General features: G+C 43.7%; 16 protein-coding genes. 5 read left to right on the forward strand and 11 right to left on the reverse strand.

What is annotated here, in order from left to right; genetic code table 11:
• Positions 1-18: 18 nt before the first annotated feature.
• Entirely contained in the window at positions 19-792 is a 774-nt protein-coding gene (locus tag N4A56_RS01880) for a transporter substrate-binding domain-containing protein (protein WP_295544692.1), read from the reverse strand.
• Positions 793-902: 110 nt separating this feature from the next.
• Here N4A56_RS01880 and N4A56_RS01885 point away from each other — a divergent pair, with 110 nt between their 5' ends.
• Positions 903-1,514: a DUF2238 domain-containing protein gene (locus tag N4A56_RS01885; RefSeq protein WP_295544694.1), complete on the forward strand. Its 612-nt coding sequence runs from the start codon at positions 903-905 to the stop codon at positions 1,512-1,514.
• Positions 1,515-1,657: 143 nt separating this feature from the next.
• Here the strand turns inward: N4A56_RS01885 and N4A56_RS01890 are convergent, their stop codons facing one another.
• A complete protein-coding gene (locus tag N4A56_RS01890; RefSeq protein WP_366519884.1) occupies positions 1,658-2,989 on the reverse strand; it encodes a permease in 1,332 nt (443 codons plus the stop codon).
• A gap of 18 nt (positions 2,990-3,007) precedes the next feature.
• The gene (locus N4A56_RS01895) at positions 3,008-3,343 is read right to left on the reverse strand and encodes a metalloregulator ArsR/SmtB family transcription factor (RefSeq protein ID WP_295544696.1); all 336 of its coding nucleotides are present in this window, start codon (positions 3,341-3,343) and stop codon (positions 3,008-3,010) included.
• Between the two features lie 198 nt (positions 3,344-3,541).
• On the opposite strand from N4A56_RS01895, the gene N4A56_RS01900 reads away from it, so the two are divergent.
• Entirely contained in the window at positions 3,542-4,174 is a 633-nt protein-coding gene (locus N4A56_RS01900; protein ID WP_293668753.1) for an HD domain-containing protein, read from the forward strand.
• 305 nt (positions 4,175-4,479) lie between these two features.
• Here N4A56_RS01900 and N4A56_RS01905 read toward each other — a convergent pair whose 3' ends face one another.
• The 4 genes from N4A56_RS01905 to N4A56_RS01920 form a co-directional block, all read right to left on the reverse strand.
• A complete protein-coding gene (locus N4A56_RS01905; protein ID WP_293668752.1) occupies positions 4,480-5,169 on the reverse strand; it encodes a flavodoxin family protein in 690 nt (229 codons plus the stop codon).
• Between the two features lie 369 nt (positions 5,170-5,538).
• Positions 5,539-5,781, reverse strand: a complete 243-nt coding sequence (locus tag N4A56_RS01910; protein ID WP_293668751.1) for a hypothetical protein — start codon at positions 5,779-5,781, stop codon at positions 5,539-5,541.
• 24 nt (positions 5,782-5,805) lie between these two features.
• Positions 5,806-7,548 carry a putative sulfate exporter family transporter gene (locus tag N4A56_RS01915; RefSeq protein ID WP_295544700.1) on the reverse strand — a complete coding sequence of 581 codons (1,743 nt, stop codon included), beginning with the start codon at positions 7,546-7,548 and terminating at the stop codon, positions 5,806-5,808.
• 567 nt (positions 7,549-8,115) lie between these two features.
• A complete protein-coding gene (locus tag N4A56_RS01920) occupies positions 8,116-8,943 on the reverse strand; it encodes a LysR family transcriptional regulator (protein ID WP_293668748.1) in 828 nt (275 codons plus the stop codon).
• A 332-nt stretch (positions 8,944-9,275) separates the two neighbouring features.
• Between N4A56_RS01920 and N4A56_RS01925 the strand changes: the two genes are divergently transcribed.
• Positions 9,276-9,998 carry an SDR family oxidoreductase gene (locus N4A56_RS01925; RefSeq protein WP_293668747.1) on the forward strand — a complete coding sequence of 241 codons (723 nt, stop codon included), beginning with the start codon at positions 9,276-9,278 and terminating at the stop codon, positions 9,996-9,998.
• Positions 9,999-10,381: 383 nt separating this feature from the next.
• Here N4A56_RS01925 and dnaB read toward each other — a convergent pair whose 3' ends face one another.
• The 4 genes from dnaB to rpsF are packed head-to-tail and all read right to left on the reverse strand — an operon-like array spanning position 10,382 to position 12,914.
• Positions 10,382-11,866, reverse strand: coding sequence for a replicative DNA helicase (gene dnaB, locus N4A56_RS01930; RefSeq protein WP_293668745.1), 1,485 nt, complete (start codon positions 11,864-11,866; stop codon positions 10,382-10,384).
• On the reverse strand, positions 11,820-12,344 hold the full coding sequence (gene rplI / locus N4A56_RS01935) for a 50S ribosomal protein L9 (RefSeq protein WP_295544702.1): 525 nt from the start codon (positions 12,342-12,344) through the stop codon (positions 11,820-11,822). The genes dnaB and rplI overlap by 47 nt, the downstream gene beginning before the upstream one ends.
• Before the next feature lie 11 nt (positions 12,345-12,355).
• Positions 12,356-12,619, reverse strand: coding sequence for a 30S ribosomal protein S18 (gene rpsR / locus N4A56_RS01940; protein ID WP_019999353.1), 264 nt, complete (start codon positions 12,617-12,619; stop codon positions 12,356-12,358).
• 1 nt (position 12,620) lies between these two features.
• Positions 12,621-12,914, reverse strand: a complete 294-nt coding sequence (gene rpsF / locus N4A56_RS01945; protein WP_293668742.1) for a 30S ribosomal protein S6 — start codon at positions 12,912-12,914, stop codon at positions 12,621-12,623.
• Between the two features lie 395 nt (positions 12,915-13,309).
• On the opposite strand from rpsF, the gene lptD reads away from it, so the two are divergent.
• Both lptD and N4A56_RS01955 read left to right on the forward strand, forming a co-directional pair.
• Positions 13,310-15,649 carry an LPS assembly protein LptD gene (lptD, locus tag N4A56_RS01950; protein WP_295544705.1) on the forward strand — a complete coding sequence of 780 codons (2,340 nt, stop codon included), beginning with the start codon at positions 13,310-13,312 and terminating at the stop codon, positions 15,647-15,649.
• A gap of 215 nt (positions 15,650-15,864) precedes the next feature.
• Positions 15,865-16,623, forward strand: coding sequence for a carbonic anhydrase (locus N4A56_RS01955; RefSeq protein WP_295544706.1), 759 nt, complete (start codon positions 15,865-15,867; stop codon positions 16,621-16,623).
• Positions 16,624-17,206: the final 583 nt, after the last annotated feature.

Raw genomic sequence — 17,206 nt, forward strand, 5'->3', positions numbered from 1 at the left:
GAAAAGTGGGCTTTTTTCTTATGGGTGTGGTTTGTTAAGGGAGAAGTAGGCGCGGTGAAGAGCTTTCCCTTTTTTTGAGTTAACGACTGTGGTTAACGCTTTTTTGAAAGCAAGAACATAGCTTTGGGGAACAGCATTGTTGAAAATAAAACCCTGCTGCAACGTTGCTATGTTTTTGATGACATATAAATTGGATCTCTTTTTGCCGATGCTTGCGTAATTATACAAAATGCTGGCAACATCACCTGTTATTAGCGGTGCTCGTCCTTTTGCAAATTTTTTTACACAAGCGTGCACTGTAGACCCATAGTCAAAATTTTTTTCAGAAAATCCTAATTGTATCAGAATTTTCATAGTGCTTGATAAGCGCGCTGTAATAATTCGGCTTTGCTTAAGTTGAGCGTCGGTTATAAACCGTGCTTTATCTTTTTTATGCGCAAGTATGCCAATTTTATATGATGCAGGAAACGCGACACAACGGTACTTTTTGCATCGACTTGTTGTAAGTGATGCTGGAAAAAGACATGTCGGCGTTTTAGAATTAAAATATTTAATAGAGCGTGCCCATGGCTGAACGCGAAAATTAGGTTTAGCAATATTCATTTTATCCCATACAGCTTTTGCTAATTCAATACTGTACCCCTTAAGCACTCCTTTCTCAGGGTAAACAAGCGGTGGTACATGCTCTGTAATAAAAAGCACAGGCTCACCACAATGCGCTGGGACAGGCTGTAGTAGGAAAACTGCATAGCATAGTATGGTTGAGAGTAGCGTACTTAATCGCAGCTGCATAATGTGTCTCGTAAAATAAAATGCTGAACAATGTTCAAAAATGTTAACAATAGTAATTTTGTCGTATACATTCCCAATACTTTTGGCAATACATTATCTTGGAGGAGCACATGAGACGCTTTTTTACTGCACAAAATTTCCCTTTTATCCTCGCAGCAGTTTTCGCAATCTTTTTTGCGTTGATGGCGATTAACCCTGTTTCGAGAGAAGTTTGGATAGCCGAGGTTATTCCCGTTGCGGCAATCTTTCTTTTGCTGTGTATTACATTTCCATTTTTCAGATTTTCGAATGTTTCTTATGGATTGATGGCTGTGTGGCTGTTTTGGCATACGATTGGTGGGCATTACACCTTTGCAGGCGTTCCATTTGAATGGGTAACGGATTTATTCGGCTTTGAGCGTAACCATTTCGACAGAATAGGACATTTTTCCGTAGGATTTTATGCATATCCTATTGCGGAATTATTTATAAGTAGGAAAATAGCAGGCCCAATTGTAACAACCTTGTTTGCTCTATTTACCATTATGTCAGTAGCGGCAGCCTATGAGATTATTGAATGGCAGTACGCTGTCATCCAAGGCGGTGAAGCGGGTATTGAATTCCTTGGAAGTCAGGGTGATGTTTGGGATGCTCAAAAAGATATGCTCGCAGACACGCTCGGAGCAGTCTTTGTTCTTGTCTTGTTTTGGATATTCGGCAAGCGTTGGGGCAGTCGAGGATAGTTGAATAGGCATTCTGCACTATCAATAATGGTTTGAGATTGGTTACGTAGCAGGGTGCTTGAACTGAATAAAGAAAACGGCATGGACTTTTCCATGCCGTTTTTTATGGCACTGTTGTCGGTGTGCAATGTAGTTTTGAGGTGCTAAATAACTATATTGAATAAGAAGCCGACAGCCAGAATACCTGTAGCAACAATGGCTACATATATTGTAATAAGTTTTATACTGAGTACTTTTCGCAAGATAACCATTTCTGGAAGGCTCAGTGCCACAACTGACATCATGAACGCTAAAGCAGTACCTAGCGCAGCCCCTTTGCCTAGCAGCGCAGAAACAATAGGGATAATTCCTGCTGCACTTGCGTACATAGGCACACCAATGGCTACAGCGGCAGGAACACTCCACCATGCAGCTTTACCCATAATAGATGCCATAGCCCCTTCTGGAACATATCCGTGGATACCGGCACCAATGGCAATGCCTGCCACAATGTACAGCCAAGTCTTGCCGATAATATCTACAACGGAATCCCATGCAAAATCTAAGCGGTGCGCGAAGGTTGGATAAACTGGAGATTTGTTGCTTCCATCGTCTCGGATTTGGCGTACCCAAGGTTCGAGCATGTGGTCCAGTTTCATTTTTCCAAGAATCCAACCGGCAATAACCGCAATGGTAACCCCCGTTACTAAATACAGCGCAGCGACTTTAAATCCGAATAATCCGTAAAGCAGTACCAGTGCAATTTCATTTACCATCGGCGCAGCGATGAGAAATGAGAAAGTTACGCCCAGAGGGATTCCTGCTGCAACAAAGCCTAAAAATAGCGGGACGGCGGAGCAGGAGCAGAATGGAGTAACGATTCCTACACAGGCTGCAATAACATTACCTAGTGATTCTTTCCCGCTGAGATATTTACGGCTCCGTTCCGGTGTAATCCATGTACGCAGAATACCGACTCCGAAAACAACCAGACTCAGCAGCATTAAAATTTTTGGTGTGTCATACAGGAAAAATCGGATTGCTTCTGAGAGGTGGCTTGTCTCTGCACCGAAAAATAATCGGGTAAGCGTGTCTGCAATTGCTGGTAGCTGTGCATACACAACTCCCCATACAATAAGGGAAATTGTGCCAACAACTCCATAGAAAGATAGAGAGAAGCGCGACTTTTCATTGTGAACTGGAGCAGAGCCGCATCCACACGGAGATTCAAAAGGGTTTATCGGCGCAGCCGCTTCTGTTGTAGATGAACTACATCCGCATGAAGATTGAAAAGGATTTGCAGCTGCGGCTGGTTCGACGTTCGGTGACCCACACCCACAAGAAGATTCGAAAGGATTTGCAGGTGCCGCAGTATCTGCTTTAGGTGAGCCGAATGCTTGTGCTGCTGCTTCGCCATCTTTTGAAGAATCACAGCATTGTGTGGAACAGGAGCATTTTTCTTTCTCCTGAGTCGGGGTAATGTTTAGTGGTTTCATTGGTATTTCCTTACTATACTAATTTTTTGCCTTTTTCACGGCATGAAGTTTAGAGCGTAGTTGGATAAATTCGCTGTCTGTTTCCACAGCTTGTTTTAGTAAAAGTAAAAATGTTGCAACAAACGGTGCGGCACTGTCCGTTGCGAGGCTGTAGTGCGTCCAGCCTCCAGCTTTGCGGGCAAGTGTCAGTCCTGCATCAGTACACTGTTTTAAGTGACGGGAGACCGTAGGTTGTGCAACGCCTACAACAGCAACAATATTGCACACACAGATTTCTCCTTCGAGAAGCAATCCAAGTATGCGGACTCGTGTGGGGTCTGATAGTGCTTTGGTTATTTTTATGAAGTCGGTCATATGTTCTCCTGAATACATATTTAGCAATATGGCTAGATATGCATGTTGTCAAGATGTTGCAGTGAGAAATGTGCGCCTGTACAGCCGTTAGTAAAGAGAGTATGAGAGTGCGGCACATAGAGAAACACGACTGTGTTTGTGTGATTAAAAAAGTAAACAAATAGAGTGTAATATAGCTGTTTGTACAGGAGATAGATGATGACAGCCTGCGATCCTCAGGTAAACTTACAAGGTCGGGAAAAATTAACCAGACTTGCAGATTTTTTATTTGAAGCTGGGATGTTGCGTAAAACACCACGCAGTGGATACCAGTTTTTAGGTTCCGGCAGCGAAAATGTTGCAGAACATTCTTTCCGTACAGCTATCGTAGGATTTGTTCTTGCGAATGAAGCTGGTGCAGACCCTGTGCATACGGCAATGATGTGTTTGTTCCACGACTTTCATGAGGCGCGCATTGGAGATTTTAATTACGTAAACCGTATCTACAATACCAGTGATCCCAGTGCCGCATTTGCCCATGCACTAGAAGGTACCGGTCTTGAGTCTCTCGTACTTCCATATTGGGAAGAATTGGAAGAAGCTGAGTCATTAGAAGCGCAACTTGCTCAGGATGCAGATCAGATTGATATGATTCTGAACCTGAAAGAAGAGTTTGACCTCGGTAATACATATGCAGGCAAATGGATGGAAGGTGCTTTACCTCGTTTGCGTACAGATGTGGGACGTGCTCTTGCGCAACGCATAAAAGAGACTGACCACACAGACTGGTGGTATAAAGGCCCGGATAGAGATTGGTGGACACGAAAGAATGGCAAAAAGAAAGCTAAGTAAGTAAAAGCAAAAAAAATAAATTCGTTTTTTAAGATAGTTACTTGCTTATTCTGTTTGTCTAACAACAGATTTACTCGTGAAAAAAGACCAGCCATATAGTGATGGCTGGTCTTTTTTCATATTTCATTGCTGCATCAACGTTGAGTCAGCCATTGAGGATACTCAAAAGTGTATCCAGCTTGATAGCTACATGATGAAGGGCGTAGATTAACCATTTTAATTAATAGTTACATCATATCGTATCAAGCTGTGCAGCGTGCAACTCGTAGCTTTTGTCGATATAAATCAACGGGAAAACCGACAGGCTACAAAGTTTCCACCAGAGCTTTTAACTCTGCTTTCTTTTCATCGCTTACAGCAGGTTTGCTGGATGCATAGAAGAATCCGACCTTATCTAACTTAAGAAATCGAGTGTAATCGTTGCAAGAGCCTTCTAAAATTTCACCATTGTTTTTGTATGGTCCTGCTCCTGTGGAAAGGAAGAGAGTCGGCTTGTTCGCAACAAAAGACATATGATCTTTAGTGCCAAATTTTCTGCATAAAGCAAAACTTCTGTCGATCAGTGGTTTGATGTGTGCCGTAAAGGCTGCAAAGTATAGCGGTGAAGTGATAATCAGTGCATCAGCATGTATCATGGCTTCAAGAGTTGAGGCTCCATCGTCCTCAAAAACACAGCCCGGCTTGTTTGGATTTTTTTGACATTCCATACAGGCAATGCAAGGGGCAACTTCTAAATCTGCTACATGAATGCGCTGAACTTTATGTCCATTTTTTGTCAAAGTTTCTGTTGCAATATCTACAAGACCAGCAGTGTTACCGTCTTCGTGTGGACTTCCGTGCAGAACAAGCACATTCATATTTTTCATCTTTTTACGTGCAGAGGGTACTTGTTGAGCGTGGCTTTCATCGGCAATGAGGGTAACGGGAGCGGCAATGGCAGCAGCTGCTGTGGTAGTCATAGCAATAAATTTACGGCGTGAAATTTCAGAACTCATATTTTCTCCTTGTTGTTATTAGTAATTATTAGCGTAAGTGGGTGCTTATTGCAATTACTATATGAGTGGAAATGTCCAAAAATGTGTAAAATAATTATACAGTTATCTGGTTGGGCTATGCCGCACTAAGCAGAAGCCTAATTACCAACTATAAATTTGCTATGTGCCATCAGTCAGGAAAGGGTTCAGATTGAAATGGGCAAACTTTTGAAGCTCGTGTTGTTTGGGAACAATATGTTTCAGAGGCAGAAGGAAATTATGCTGCCGAAAGATACGAAAATATCTGTCTAGCATTTTCTTATTTGATCGAAACAAAAGAGAACATTGTAAAAGGAGCGATACAATGTACCGCTCCTTTCGTTTGATCTGCTAATCTCCTTTAGGGAGATATGTTACGGTAGAGCGCGCCCCAAGCTCGGCATCGGCTGTGATTTCAACATCCGTCCAATATATTGCACCGGAGTTAATATCATTCTGTTCAATAAAAGTTGCCAAGGTTTGTGCGGACTCAACATGGTTAAGCAGCATGGGAGAGAGAACGAACATAAACAGCCAAATGATGAACACGCCAGATGCGAATGACAGGTAGCGTGCTGCGCTGCTTTTTTGCATTTGCAATGTCCTTATCGTTACATGTTAAATCTTCGCGGTTATTTCTGGGAAGACTAAGTAGAACATGATGTATGCCATTGTGAGTGTCAGGAGCAGGTTGAAGGATTGTCCGCATACATACAGGATAAGCGGTTTGCCGCCTTTAAAATAATGTCCGAGTTCGCGGAAGTTGGTGGCAAGACCAATGGACACAAACGCAAGGCAGAAGAACCAGCCACGGAAGGCTTTTGAGAATCCGCGAATAACGCCGTGGTCAACCATTGCATAGCCCACATCGGCTCCCATTGATGCGTAAATCCATGAGAAGAGAACAGAAGCGGCAAGGAATCCAAGCACAAATTTCGGGAAGCGATACCAGATTTCCCATGCATTTACTGAGCGCCCCGGAGTGCAATCAACCCGTGTGCACCAGTAAATGGCAACACCAAATGCTGTTACGCCGATGAGTACGTTCTGAATCATTTTAATAGTAGCAGCAACGTACAGTGCTTTTTGTGAAAGGAAAGCGCCCGCAGCGGCAACAGCACCTGTTGCATCAATGGTTCCACCCATCCATGCACCGCCGAGAATATACGGCATCTCAACAGCTTTAATGAATGCAGGCATAACAATCATCATAATAGAGGTGAAAACAAGGGATAGACCGACGGAAAGTGTCAGCTCTTCTTTTTTGGCACGGCAGGCTGCTGCCGTGGCGATAGCTGCTGAAACACCACAAACAGACATGTCGGCAGAAATAACAATATTCAATGTCTTAGAAGGCATTTTCACTACTTTCTGACCAAATATAAATGTAGTGATAAGTACGACTGGTGTTACGACCCATGCAACAAAAATACCCGGAATACCGATGGCTACAATTTTGCTGAAGAGGACTTCTGCACCCAGCAATACCAGACCGGTTTTAATGAAGTATTCTGTTTGCACGGCTGGCATTACCCATTTAGGAGTGCCGACAGTGTTTGATATGAGTAACCCGAATAAGATAGCCCACGCTGCGTAGCCTATTCCTAAGCCCTTCATAGTGCTTTGCTGGGCTGCAACGTATGCAAGAGTGGCGATTGTAAATACAAAGAAGAAACCGATAAAGAATTTTACAGGACTGTAGCCCATTGCGGCACGTCCGATTCCAAAGAAAATGCCGAGCGTGATACAAAGAATAATAAGCCAGATGAGCTGGTTGTACGGTTTTGCTTTTGTTTTCTTTTTAGCTTTACCGGCAGCAAATTTTTTGTTGCGCCAGTTGCTGATTGCATCAGAAGCTTTCTGGTTCAGCTCTGTATTGCCAAAGTCTGCATCTGCTGCTGCCTTTTGAGCAACAGTAGCAGCTGCAAGAGCTTCTTGCTCCGCTGCTTTCGCTTTTTGATATTTCGCGTCTGCTTTTGCTTTTTTTGCATTTGCGCGTTCGCTATCCATAAAAAAGGCATCAACTGGGTTTGTTGACCAGCCATGCGGTTTGTTTTGAAACGTTTTAATTTGCTTCGCAAGTGGAGTGGATGTCGCTTTCATTCCTTTAGCATCCGCAGCCTTGTAATATTCAATGGTCTTGAATGGTGCTCTGTTTGCCTCCATCTGCATAATTGCATTAGATTCAGCAATTGTTTCACGCAAATTTTTTGGTTCGTTCGGCAGATAAATCATCAGCCCGATAGCAAGAATTGCAAACCCGAGCCATATTGCCCAATAATCTTCGAGCTTGATTAAATCAGACCAGCTGGCTTGCCCTTTATCAACAACAACATCTTGTTGCTTGTCTTGCTGTGCCATTACCATTCCTCCTTACTAGAAGTCACAACGTCATGTACGCCACAAGAAACATTGGGTGTAGCGCCGCAAACACCAGCGTCCGTTGATTTGTACCATGCAGAACATGACAGATCGGATGCGCGTGTATGTGTCACTACAAGACCGGAGAAGAACGAAAGCAGAATGAGTTATATTCGGGGAGAAAAGATGGAATGTGTACCAAAAACTGCTTCAGAAGTAGAAAGAAGGTAGAGTAGATGAAGTATGCTAACGTGTTGGATAAAGCTCATACTGCTAATTTACTCAATAGTATAAGAGCTAAATGGCATAAAATGTCAACAATTACCTGTAAATAAAACAAAGAGCACGTGCAGAGAGTAGGACGCAAAACTGCTTTTAGAGTTGATGAGCAGCGGCTTTTTAGTGAATGGAAAAATAAAGAGGCAGGTAGTGGGTGGACGAAAGAAGGTATACAAAAGTCCGTAGCAAGTATTGCAGGTATATCTTGTTGGTATGGTAGGTAAAAAGCCGGAGCGTTTGAATAGAGCGCTCCGGCTTTGAAATAGTATTGGTAAGGTTGGCAGAATGTTATTGCATGAACAGCTTCACAACGCTTGAAAGAACTTCGGCTCTGGACTTGTCCGATGAGTATGTGAAGCCAACACGCCTGAACATACGTGGTGCGCGAAGTGGCACTGTGACAAGATCATGCGCAGTTTCCAGAACCCCATCGGGAAGGAAAGAGATACCGTATCCTGCTTGAACAAGATGCATAACCTGACTTTTATGTTCGCCGCTGGCAACAATATTCATCCGCAAATCAGAGCAGGCAAGTAGCCCGATTGTTTGCTGATGAGCTTCACACGGAGGGCATTCGATAAAATCGAATTGATGAAGCTCTTCCGGCAGAACAAATTCACGTGTAGCTAATTCATGATCGGGACGCATGCATAAAATATAATCTTCTTCCCAAAGTGGAACCCAAGTTTCTCCCTGATTCCGAAGAACATCAACGGTCATGCGAAGGTCGCATTCTGCGTTAACGTCAACAAGCTTTGGAGTAAGGTTCGGAAGCTGTAACCGCATTTTTTTTAAAACTTCTGCAAGCCGTCGTGGACTTAGGTCAGGGAATACGCCAATTGTTATGTGCTGTTCTTCATCATCCCCTTTAAACAGGTCTTCGATTGTATGAGCTTGATCGAGCAACCGTTTTGCACGCGGATATAAGTGGTGTGCTTCGTCTGTGATCCCCACACCTTGCTTGCTACGTTTGAATAAAGAAACGTCGAGCATTTCTTCTAACTGTTTGATTGCACTAGAGATAGAAGGCTGAGAAACATGGCAGCGTTGGGCGGCTCGTGTAATGTTCTGTTCTTCAAATACAGCAATAAAATATCGTAGTAATCGTAAATCCATAAGCACTCCTGTATTCAGGTGAGGCTAGGGTGTGTTTCTGCATTGCAAACTTGCAGGGATGTCATTCTTTTCTCCTTAGCGCAGTACAAGCAAAAAATCTGTTTGGGCGCAGCATTGCATGCGGCAGCATATTTTTGTTTTGCAAGGGGGAAAGTTGTCAGAAGCCCTGTACGTACAATTTTGAACCATACTCTAATTCTAGTTGTTTTTTCGGGGTATAGGTTGTGCCTATCACAAACAAAAGAACTCTATATTATACAAAGAGAAAAAAAGGTGTATTCTTACAAAAAACAAAGACAACGGGCCTAGCCCGTAAAAATTGGAGAATATATATGTCTAAACCACTCGTAGTTATCACAGGCGCCAGCTCCGGTTTTGGCGAAGCAACCGCTCGTACTTTAAGCGCAAAAGGCTTTCCACTTCTTCTTATCGCTCGTCGTCTCGACAGACTCGAAGCTTTAAATCTTCCTAACACCATTTGTGCTAAAGTTGACGTAACAGATCGCGAAGCAATGGTAAAAGCTATTGCTGATGCTGAAGCTACATACGGTCCTGTAGATTGTATTGTTAACAACGCTGGTGTGATGCTGCTTGGTCAGGCTCACGATCAGGATCCTGCTGAGTGGCAGAAAATGGTTGATGTTAACGTTCTTGGTCTGCTTAACGGCATCCATGCAGTACTTCCTGGCATGCGTGAGCGCAAGCAGGGTACTATCATTAACATCAGCTCTGTTGCTGGTCGCAAAACTTTCCCTAACCACTCTGTATACTGCGGAACCAAATTTGCTGTTCATGCAATGAGCGAAAACATCCGTGAAGAAGTAGCACCAGATAACGTTCGCGTTATTGTTATTGCTCCGGGTGCAGCTGAAACCGAACTTCTCAGCCACACAACTTCTGACGAAATCAAAGATGGTTACAACCAGTGGAAAGAACAGATGGGCGGCGTTATGTGCGCTCAGGATGTAGCAAACTCCATCGTATTTGCATACGAGCAGCCACAGCCTGTTTGCATTCGCGAAATCGTTCTCGCACCAACTTTACAGGAACCTTAAGCCGTTACGTATTTATTAGATAAACTTGCAACAACGGCGGCTGGGTGCAGTTGTTGATGGTTTTCTATAGTAAAACACAGTAGCAAGATAAGATCCCTGACGAGGCTGCAAGGAATTTCCTTGCAGCCTTTTTATATTCTCAGTGGTCTTTTTATGCTGAGATAGAAGCTCTGTCTATTGCTAACCACGTAAAAGAGTAACCGACTGTATAGAATAAGCATTTGAAAAAAATATTGCGAAATATAGTGGAGTTCTCGGAATAAAAAAAGCTGCCCTGCATCTGCAAGACAGCCTTTTGTGAATTTTGTTTTCGCTAATGAATATCGTACAAAATGTACCTGCTCGAAAAAATGTTTTCTTCTGAGAAACGAAAAAATATGCTGCTACATTCCAGCATCTTCAGGAATTTCTTCTGAAGGGTACAGGTCTGTAGGGTTTTCGAATCTGGTAAATTGACCGTTGTATTGCAGCTGCGCAGTGCCAACGGAACCGTTACGCTGTTTACCGATAATAATTTCCGCCGAGTGAATTTCTGCTCGGTCTTCTTTTTTATTATACACAGCGTCACGGTAGATGAACATAATGACGTCAGCATCCTGCTCAATCGCGCCGGATTCACGAAGGTCAGAAAGCATAGGACGTTTGTCTGCACGTTCTTCAACTTTACGGTTAAGCTGTGACAGCGCAACAACAGGAATATTCAGCTCTTTCGCAAGAGCTTTCAGGTTACGGGAAATGTCAGAAATTTCCAGTTCACGGGAGTCTGTTTTGCGGCTGGAACGCATGAGCTGCAAGTAGTCGACAACAACCATTCCAATATCTTTTTCTGCTTTGAGACGACGAGTACGCGCGCGCAGATCAAGTGTAGAAAGAGAAGGGGTGTCGTCAATAAATATCGGTGCCTTACCAAGAACATCTGCTGCGTAGTGCAAACGTCCCCAGTCATCATTATCAATACCGCGACCGGTTCTGAGCTTGTTCATGTCCACACCAGCTACAGTCGCCAGCATACGAACCATAAGCTGTTCCATACCCATTTCAAGTGAGTAGAATACAACAGGGGTATTGCCTTCCAACGCTGCGTTAACAGCAAGGTTCAGCGTAAACGCTGTTTTACCCATAGAAGGACGAGCCGCGATGATGATAAGGTCGGTCGGCTGCAAACCTGCGGTCATTTTGTCGAGGTTGTAAAAACCAGTAGTAACACCAGTTACAAGATCTTTACTGTCGATGCGGATAGAAAGCTGGTCGAACACTCTGTTGATGAGTGTTTTAGAGTCAATAAACGTTTGACCGGAGGTTCGCTCGGAAATTGCAAAAATTGATTGTTCGGATTCATCCAGAAGCTTATCAACCTCTGTTCCTTGGTCATAACATTTTCCGATAATGTCAGAGCAAGATTCAATAAGGCTACGCTGTAAGGATTTATCACGCACGATTTTGGCGTAGTGTTCTGCGTTAGCAGCACTGATGATGGAGTTGACAAGTTCACCAATGTAAACTGCACCGCCAACCTGTTCAAGCAAGCTTTTATCACGCAGGTATTGACCGATAGTAACCGGGTCAACCGCGATGCTCTGCCTGTGCAGTTCCATCATGGCGCCAAAGAGAATTTTGTGGGCAGGGGCGTAGAAATCGTCTTCAGTAACGATGTCAACGAGGGTGTTTAAGGCGTCCGCACGCAAAAAAATACCCCCCAGTACAGCCTGTTCGGCTTCAATACTGTGTGGGGGAACATTGCGCAGCAATTCGTCCGATACATTTTCGTATGCATCGGAAACCGAACCTTCGCCCTCATGGGCGAAGGTATCGGTGTGAAAGCTATTCTGCGGATTCTTCTGCGGATTCCACGGTGGATTCTGCGTCATTTTCTTCTACAGGAGCTTCTTCTTCGATGATGCGGCCTTCAGCTTTAACTGCAACCTTAACTTCAGCTACAACACCAGCGTGGAGACGTACACGTACAGTGTAATCGCCAAGAACGCGGATTGGAGCATCGAGGAGGATGCGGCGACGATCTACATTGAGATCGAGATCTGCAAGAGCATCAGCGATGTTGCTAGCGGTAACAGAACCGTAGAGCTTGTCGTTTTCACCAACACGAACTTCGATGATAACTTCAGCTGCTTCCAGTTTTTCTGCCAGAGACTGTGCTTCGCCACGTACTTTTTCCATCTTGTCAGTAAGTTTTTTACGCTCAAGCTCAAAAACTTTCATGTTAGATGCAGTTGCAACCATAGCAAGACCCTGAGGTACGAGGTAGTTGCGACCGTAGCCAGCTTTAACTTCTACAATATCGCCAAGAACACCAAGGTTCTCTACGTCAGCGCGGAGAATAAGTTTCATGACATATCCTCCTATAATGTACTTTTCTTTTTCACTTCACTTGCGTGAGTGGAAGTGAACACGAGGAGTGCCATCTGACGGGAACGTTTGATCTCACGAGTGAGAGCACGCTGGTGGAAAGCACATGTGCCGGTGATACGACGAGCGATGATTTTACCACGTTCGGTGATGAAATCACGGAGGATGTCCGGACGCTTGTAGTTCAACGGAAGATCTTTATCTGCACAGAAGCGGCAGAATTTACGGCGTGGAGTAAAACGTCTTTTAAAAGCCATCTTATTTTGCCTCCTCAAGCTTAACAGTTACGTACTTGAAGATACCATCTGTAATACGGATGATACGCTCAAGTTCGGCAACAGCGGTGCCAGGAGCTTCAAACTCAAGACGAACGTAGTAGCCGCGCATAAATTTCTGTACTGGGTATGCGAGGTCACGCATGCCCCAGTGGTCAGCTTCGAGTACGTTACCTTCAACGCGCTCGATAACACCTGTAAGGTTGCTCAGCAGTTCTTCGCGAGCATCACTTGCTAACTCTGGGGAGAGAAGCAAAAGTGTTTCGAATTTTCTCATTCCAATCTCCTTATGGACTGTTGGCCCGCCCATCTATAAAAAGGGGAGCAAGGCAGAACGAGGGTTAATAAGGCAACAGAAAAATTCTGTCAACATAATTATGTGGAAGAGACGATAGCAGATGGAAAAAAAAATGTCATCACATGGAAATGAGAAAAAGTCTTAGATGGAATTTGCAGTGCTATCGTTGTGAACATGGGGCGTGAACATGTTCTGATTTATACATAAATGGTACGAGTCAAAATTGACGATGTATGATATATCGGGGTATGTAGCATAGTTTATAGACTTTCCCTGCATTTGAAGCTGTGTTATAGCTTCTATGCTGTTGTATCTAGTATAATTTAATGTTGAAACGAGTTCTGGTTTCTATCTGAAATCGTTGGGAAAAATGTATGTTAGTATCGTTCCGCAAAGCACTTGTGGTCTTTTATGTGTGTGCTTTCACTCTGTTGACTGTCACTATCGGTGAGAGTGCAACACTTACTGCGACAAATGATGATCAGGAAGCTGTTGAATGGCAGTTGTCCGCTCAGAAGGTATCATCTCTTAATGATGCGGAGGTTATTGAAGCTGAGGGGGATGTTGTTCTTAAACAGGGTAAAGATTATCTGAAAGCTGATTTTGCCCGATACTATGCAGCAACAAACTGGGTATATTTATCCGGTAATGTTCAAGTATTTATGAACAACGATAACCTGAGCGCCAGTTCCGCTGAATTCGACCTTGGTAATAAGGTCGGGTGGATGAAAGATGGTAAAGTTTTCGTCGCAGGGCCGCATATTTACTTCACCGGCGAGCGAATTCAGAAAAACTGGGGTGATTCGTACACCTTTACTAATGCTAAAATTACGACCTGTGACGGTGACAGACCGGCGTGGTCGTTAAATACAACAAAAGCGACTCTGGAGCTGGAAGGCTACGCTGTAATTAAGGGCGCTGATGTTGAAATTAAAGATTATCCAATCTTTGGTGTTCCTTATTTTGTTCTTCCAATTAAAACCCGCCGTGAATCCGGTTTTCTTCGTCCGGAATTCGGTACCACAAACCGCTTAGGTTTCTGGGTAGCCCAGCCGTACTATTGGGCTATCGATCAAGAACGGGATATGACGTTTTATGCTCAGTATATGAGTAAACGCGGCTTTATGCCGGGACTTGAATACCGTTCCAGTACTTCAAAAGATAACAAAGTGTGGGGACGTGTTGATTGGCTGCACGATGCAGAAACAGTGAATACTATCGCTGAATCACGAGATTTCGGATACGACAACCTGTTACGTACCAATCAAAACCGCTACTGGGCGCGTGGTATGGTTAACGGTGAGTTCCCTGACCCGCGCTGGAAATTTAAAGCTGATGTCGATTATGTATCCGATCAGGATATGCTGAGAGAATTTAACAGAACAATGGCGGGCTTTGATGAATCTCAGGATGAATTAGAAGATCGTTTTGGACGTTCTCTTAATGATGTTAGTGACCCTATTCGTACAACACGTTTGCTCTTTACCCGCGATTGGAATCGATTCGGCGCAGCATTGCTTGGTGAATACAATCAGAATTCTGCGTTAGGGCACGGTAATGCGGACTCTTCAACAGATACCACTCTTCAGCGCTTGCCTGAGTTTGATGCATATCTTTTCCGCAACAGAATTCCGGGGCTTGAACAACTTCCATTTACGCTGACTTCTGATTTCCAGTCTGTGCAGTTTGCGCGTCAGAAGGGGACTGATGGTAACCGAATTGACTTTTTGCCAACGCTCGGTCTGCCGCTTGTAACGTCCTACGGTACTATTACTCCAGAAGTCGGTATGCGTCAGCTTTGGTACAACACCACTGACCGTGATCCATTGCCAACTGCAACAGGTGATGACAGCAGAGATTCCCGTACGCTCTTTAGATTCGGCGTATCTGGGTATTCTGAAGTTGCACGAGTGTATAACTACACCCCGACACTTACCCCGACACAGGAAAATGCAGGCAAAACAGAACTGCTTGGACTCAAGCACGCAATTCAGCCGCGTTTCCAGTACTTGCATGCCTCTGGTAGCGGATTGAGCAATACACCTATCTACGATGATATTGACCGCACAACTGATGAAGAAGAACTGACTGTTTCTATTGTAAACTTGATTACGAAAAAACAGGCAACGGTTGTTTCTGGCGATAAAGAAAAAGATGAGTTGCCGTCTATTGCAACCTCATATGGTGAATTGTTGTGGTTCCGCATGCTTCAGGGGTACGATTTTGAAGAAGGCAAGCGTGATGAAGATATTCCTGTAAGTGGTAGATTGTATGAACGCAGACCGTGGGGCGATCTTGAAGCAGAGCTTCGCTTGTACCCGTGGAGTAATGTTTGGGTTAGCTCCAGAACATTCTTTTCATACTACGACCACCAGATTAATCGTCATGACCATACCATTACCGTATCAGAACCTTCTTACGGTTTATTCTCAACAGGTGTAGACTTCAGACGTAATCTTAATGAAGACATCACCTATGCAGGAAGTAACTTAACAAACTTGAATGTTTGGAAAAATAGGCTTGAAATTAACTACTTTGATCCGTTCGCAGTAGGTGCGTACTACGAATATGATTTCAACAAAAAAGAAACATTTGAGCAGAGTTACTTTTTGACCTATAACCATCAATGTTTTAGATTGATTTTCAAAGCAAAGTTTACACCGTTTGAAGATAGCTATAATATGTATCTAGAACTGCCGGGACTGACTTTCTAAGCAGTGAAGCTTAATAAAGCGTCCTTCGAAGGAAGGGCGCTTTTTTTGTGTCCGAATATTTTAGAGAACATTAGCCAGATGACAATCTGGTTGTTGATTGCTGTTAATCATAAGTGTATTACTGCTAAATTTTGCATACTTAATCTGTATTGTGCGTGCGGAAAATTGGAGTCGAAAGCTAAGATTTTTTGTGCGGTCAGTATCAGGAGGATAGTATGCGAAGGATACTGTGCTATGTGATGGCGATTTGTTGTATGATGAGTCTCACACTAAACGAAGCGAGGGCGAATATGCGCGATAGAACTCCGGAAAGCGCGCTCAAAGCCTTGCAAGAAGGGAACAAGCGGTTCGTTGCAAACGAATCGTCACACCCGCGCTCGAGCTATGAGCAGACAATTATGGCAAAGGAACTCGACCAGAATTTCCATGCAATTGCGACAGTTGTTGCCTGTTCAGACTCCCGCGTACCTGTTGAACGAATCTTTGACGTAGGTATTATGGATACATTTGTTGTCCGTTCTGCTGGCAACGTCTTGGGTGTAGAGCAAACAGGTTCTGTAGAGTACGGTGTTGGAGTGGTGAAAACTCCATTGCTGGTTATTTTAGGACACACCAACTGTGGTGCGGTACAGGCAACAATCACCAAATTGTACGGCAAAGATGTTCCACAGACTCCGAGTATTGATGCGATCCTTACAAGGATCAAACCTGCCGTGGTTAAAGTACTTAATCAAGAGGAAGAGCTGAAAGAACAGTCTGTTCTAGATGCTTCTATTGAACAGAATATTTGGCAAAGCCTGCATGATTTGTTTATGCAGAGCGAACTTATCCGTACAACCTACAGTGCGGGGAATGTCAAAATTGCTGGTGGCATATACGATTTGCACACAGGCACTGTTCAGTGGCTTGATGGCGATAATGTAGCAACGGTTTATGCGGATGCTTTATGTGATTTGGAGCAGAAGCCGAAATAACCGTGAGTGTCACGGTTTGGTACTGTTCGGGTATCTTGTATGTAAAAAAATCCGCCTTTGGCGGATTTTTTTTGTTGTTAGAAAACTAATTACAAAAAAGTTAAAAATGTAGAATTTTCTTTTGCTGGCACTTTATTTTAATAAATCCGGTATGTTATGGTGTGGTTGTGTGGTGGGGGTGATATTGTTCTGATTGTTCTAGATGAGATAATCAGGGGTGGCAGGTGTTGACTATTAGGAAAAGATAAGGCTAAACATAGATCACAGCAGAAATGACATTTTTGAATAAAATGGATTCCACATTTTTATTTCACGATGTTGTTTTAACAAATTTGTTTGTCAGTAGTTGTGGTTCCTTATCAACATAAGGTTCACGCTTGTTTTCGGCAATAACGGATGCAGGAAACATACACGACAAGCGTATACGAATTCTATTTATGCAGATTCAGCAGGTCTGCATGAGTACCAATTCATGCCCATGCAAGGGGCTGAAAGCTAACTCTTCTCGCAACGTAGAGTGAGCCAATGGGGGAGACCGGTGCACCATCACCGGTCTCATTCGTATTTTAGGGGTATATATTGA

Origin of the sequence: Halodesulfovibrio sp. (genome assembly GCF_025210605.1) — a bacterium.
GTDB lineage: Bacteria > Desulfobacterota > Desulfovibrionia > Desulfovibrionales > Desulfovibrionaceae > Halodesulfovibrio.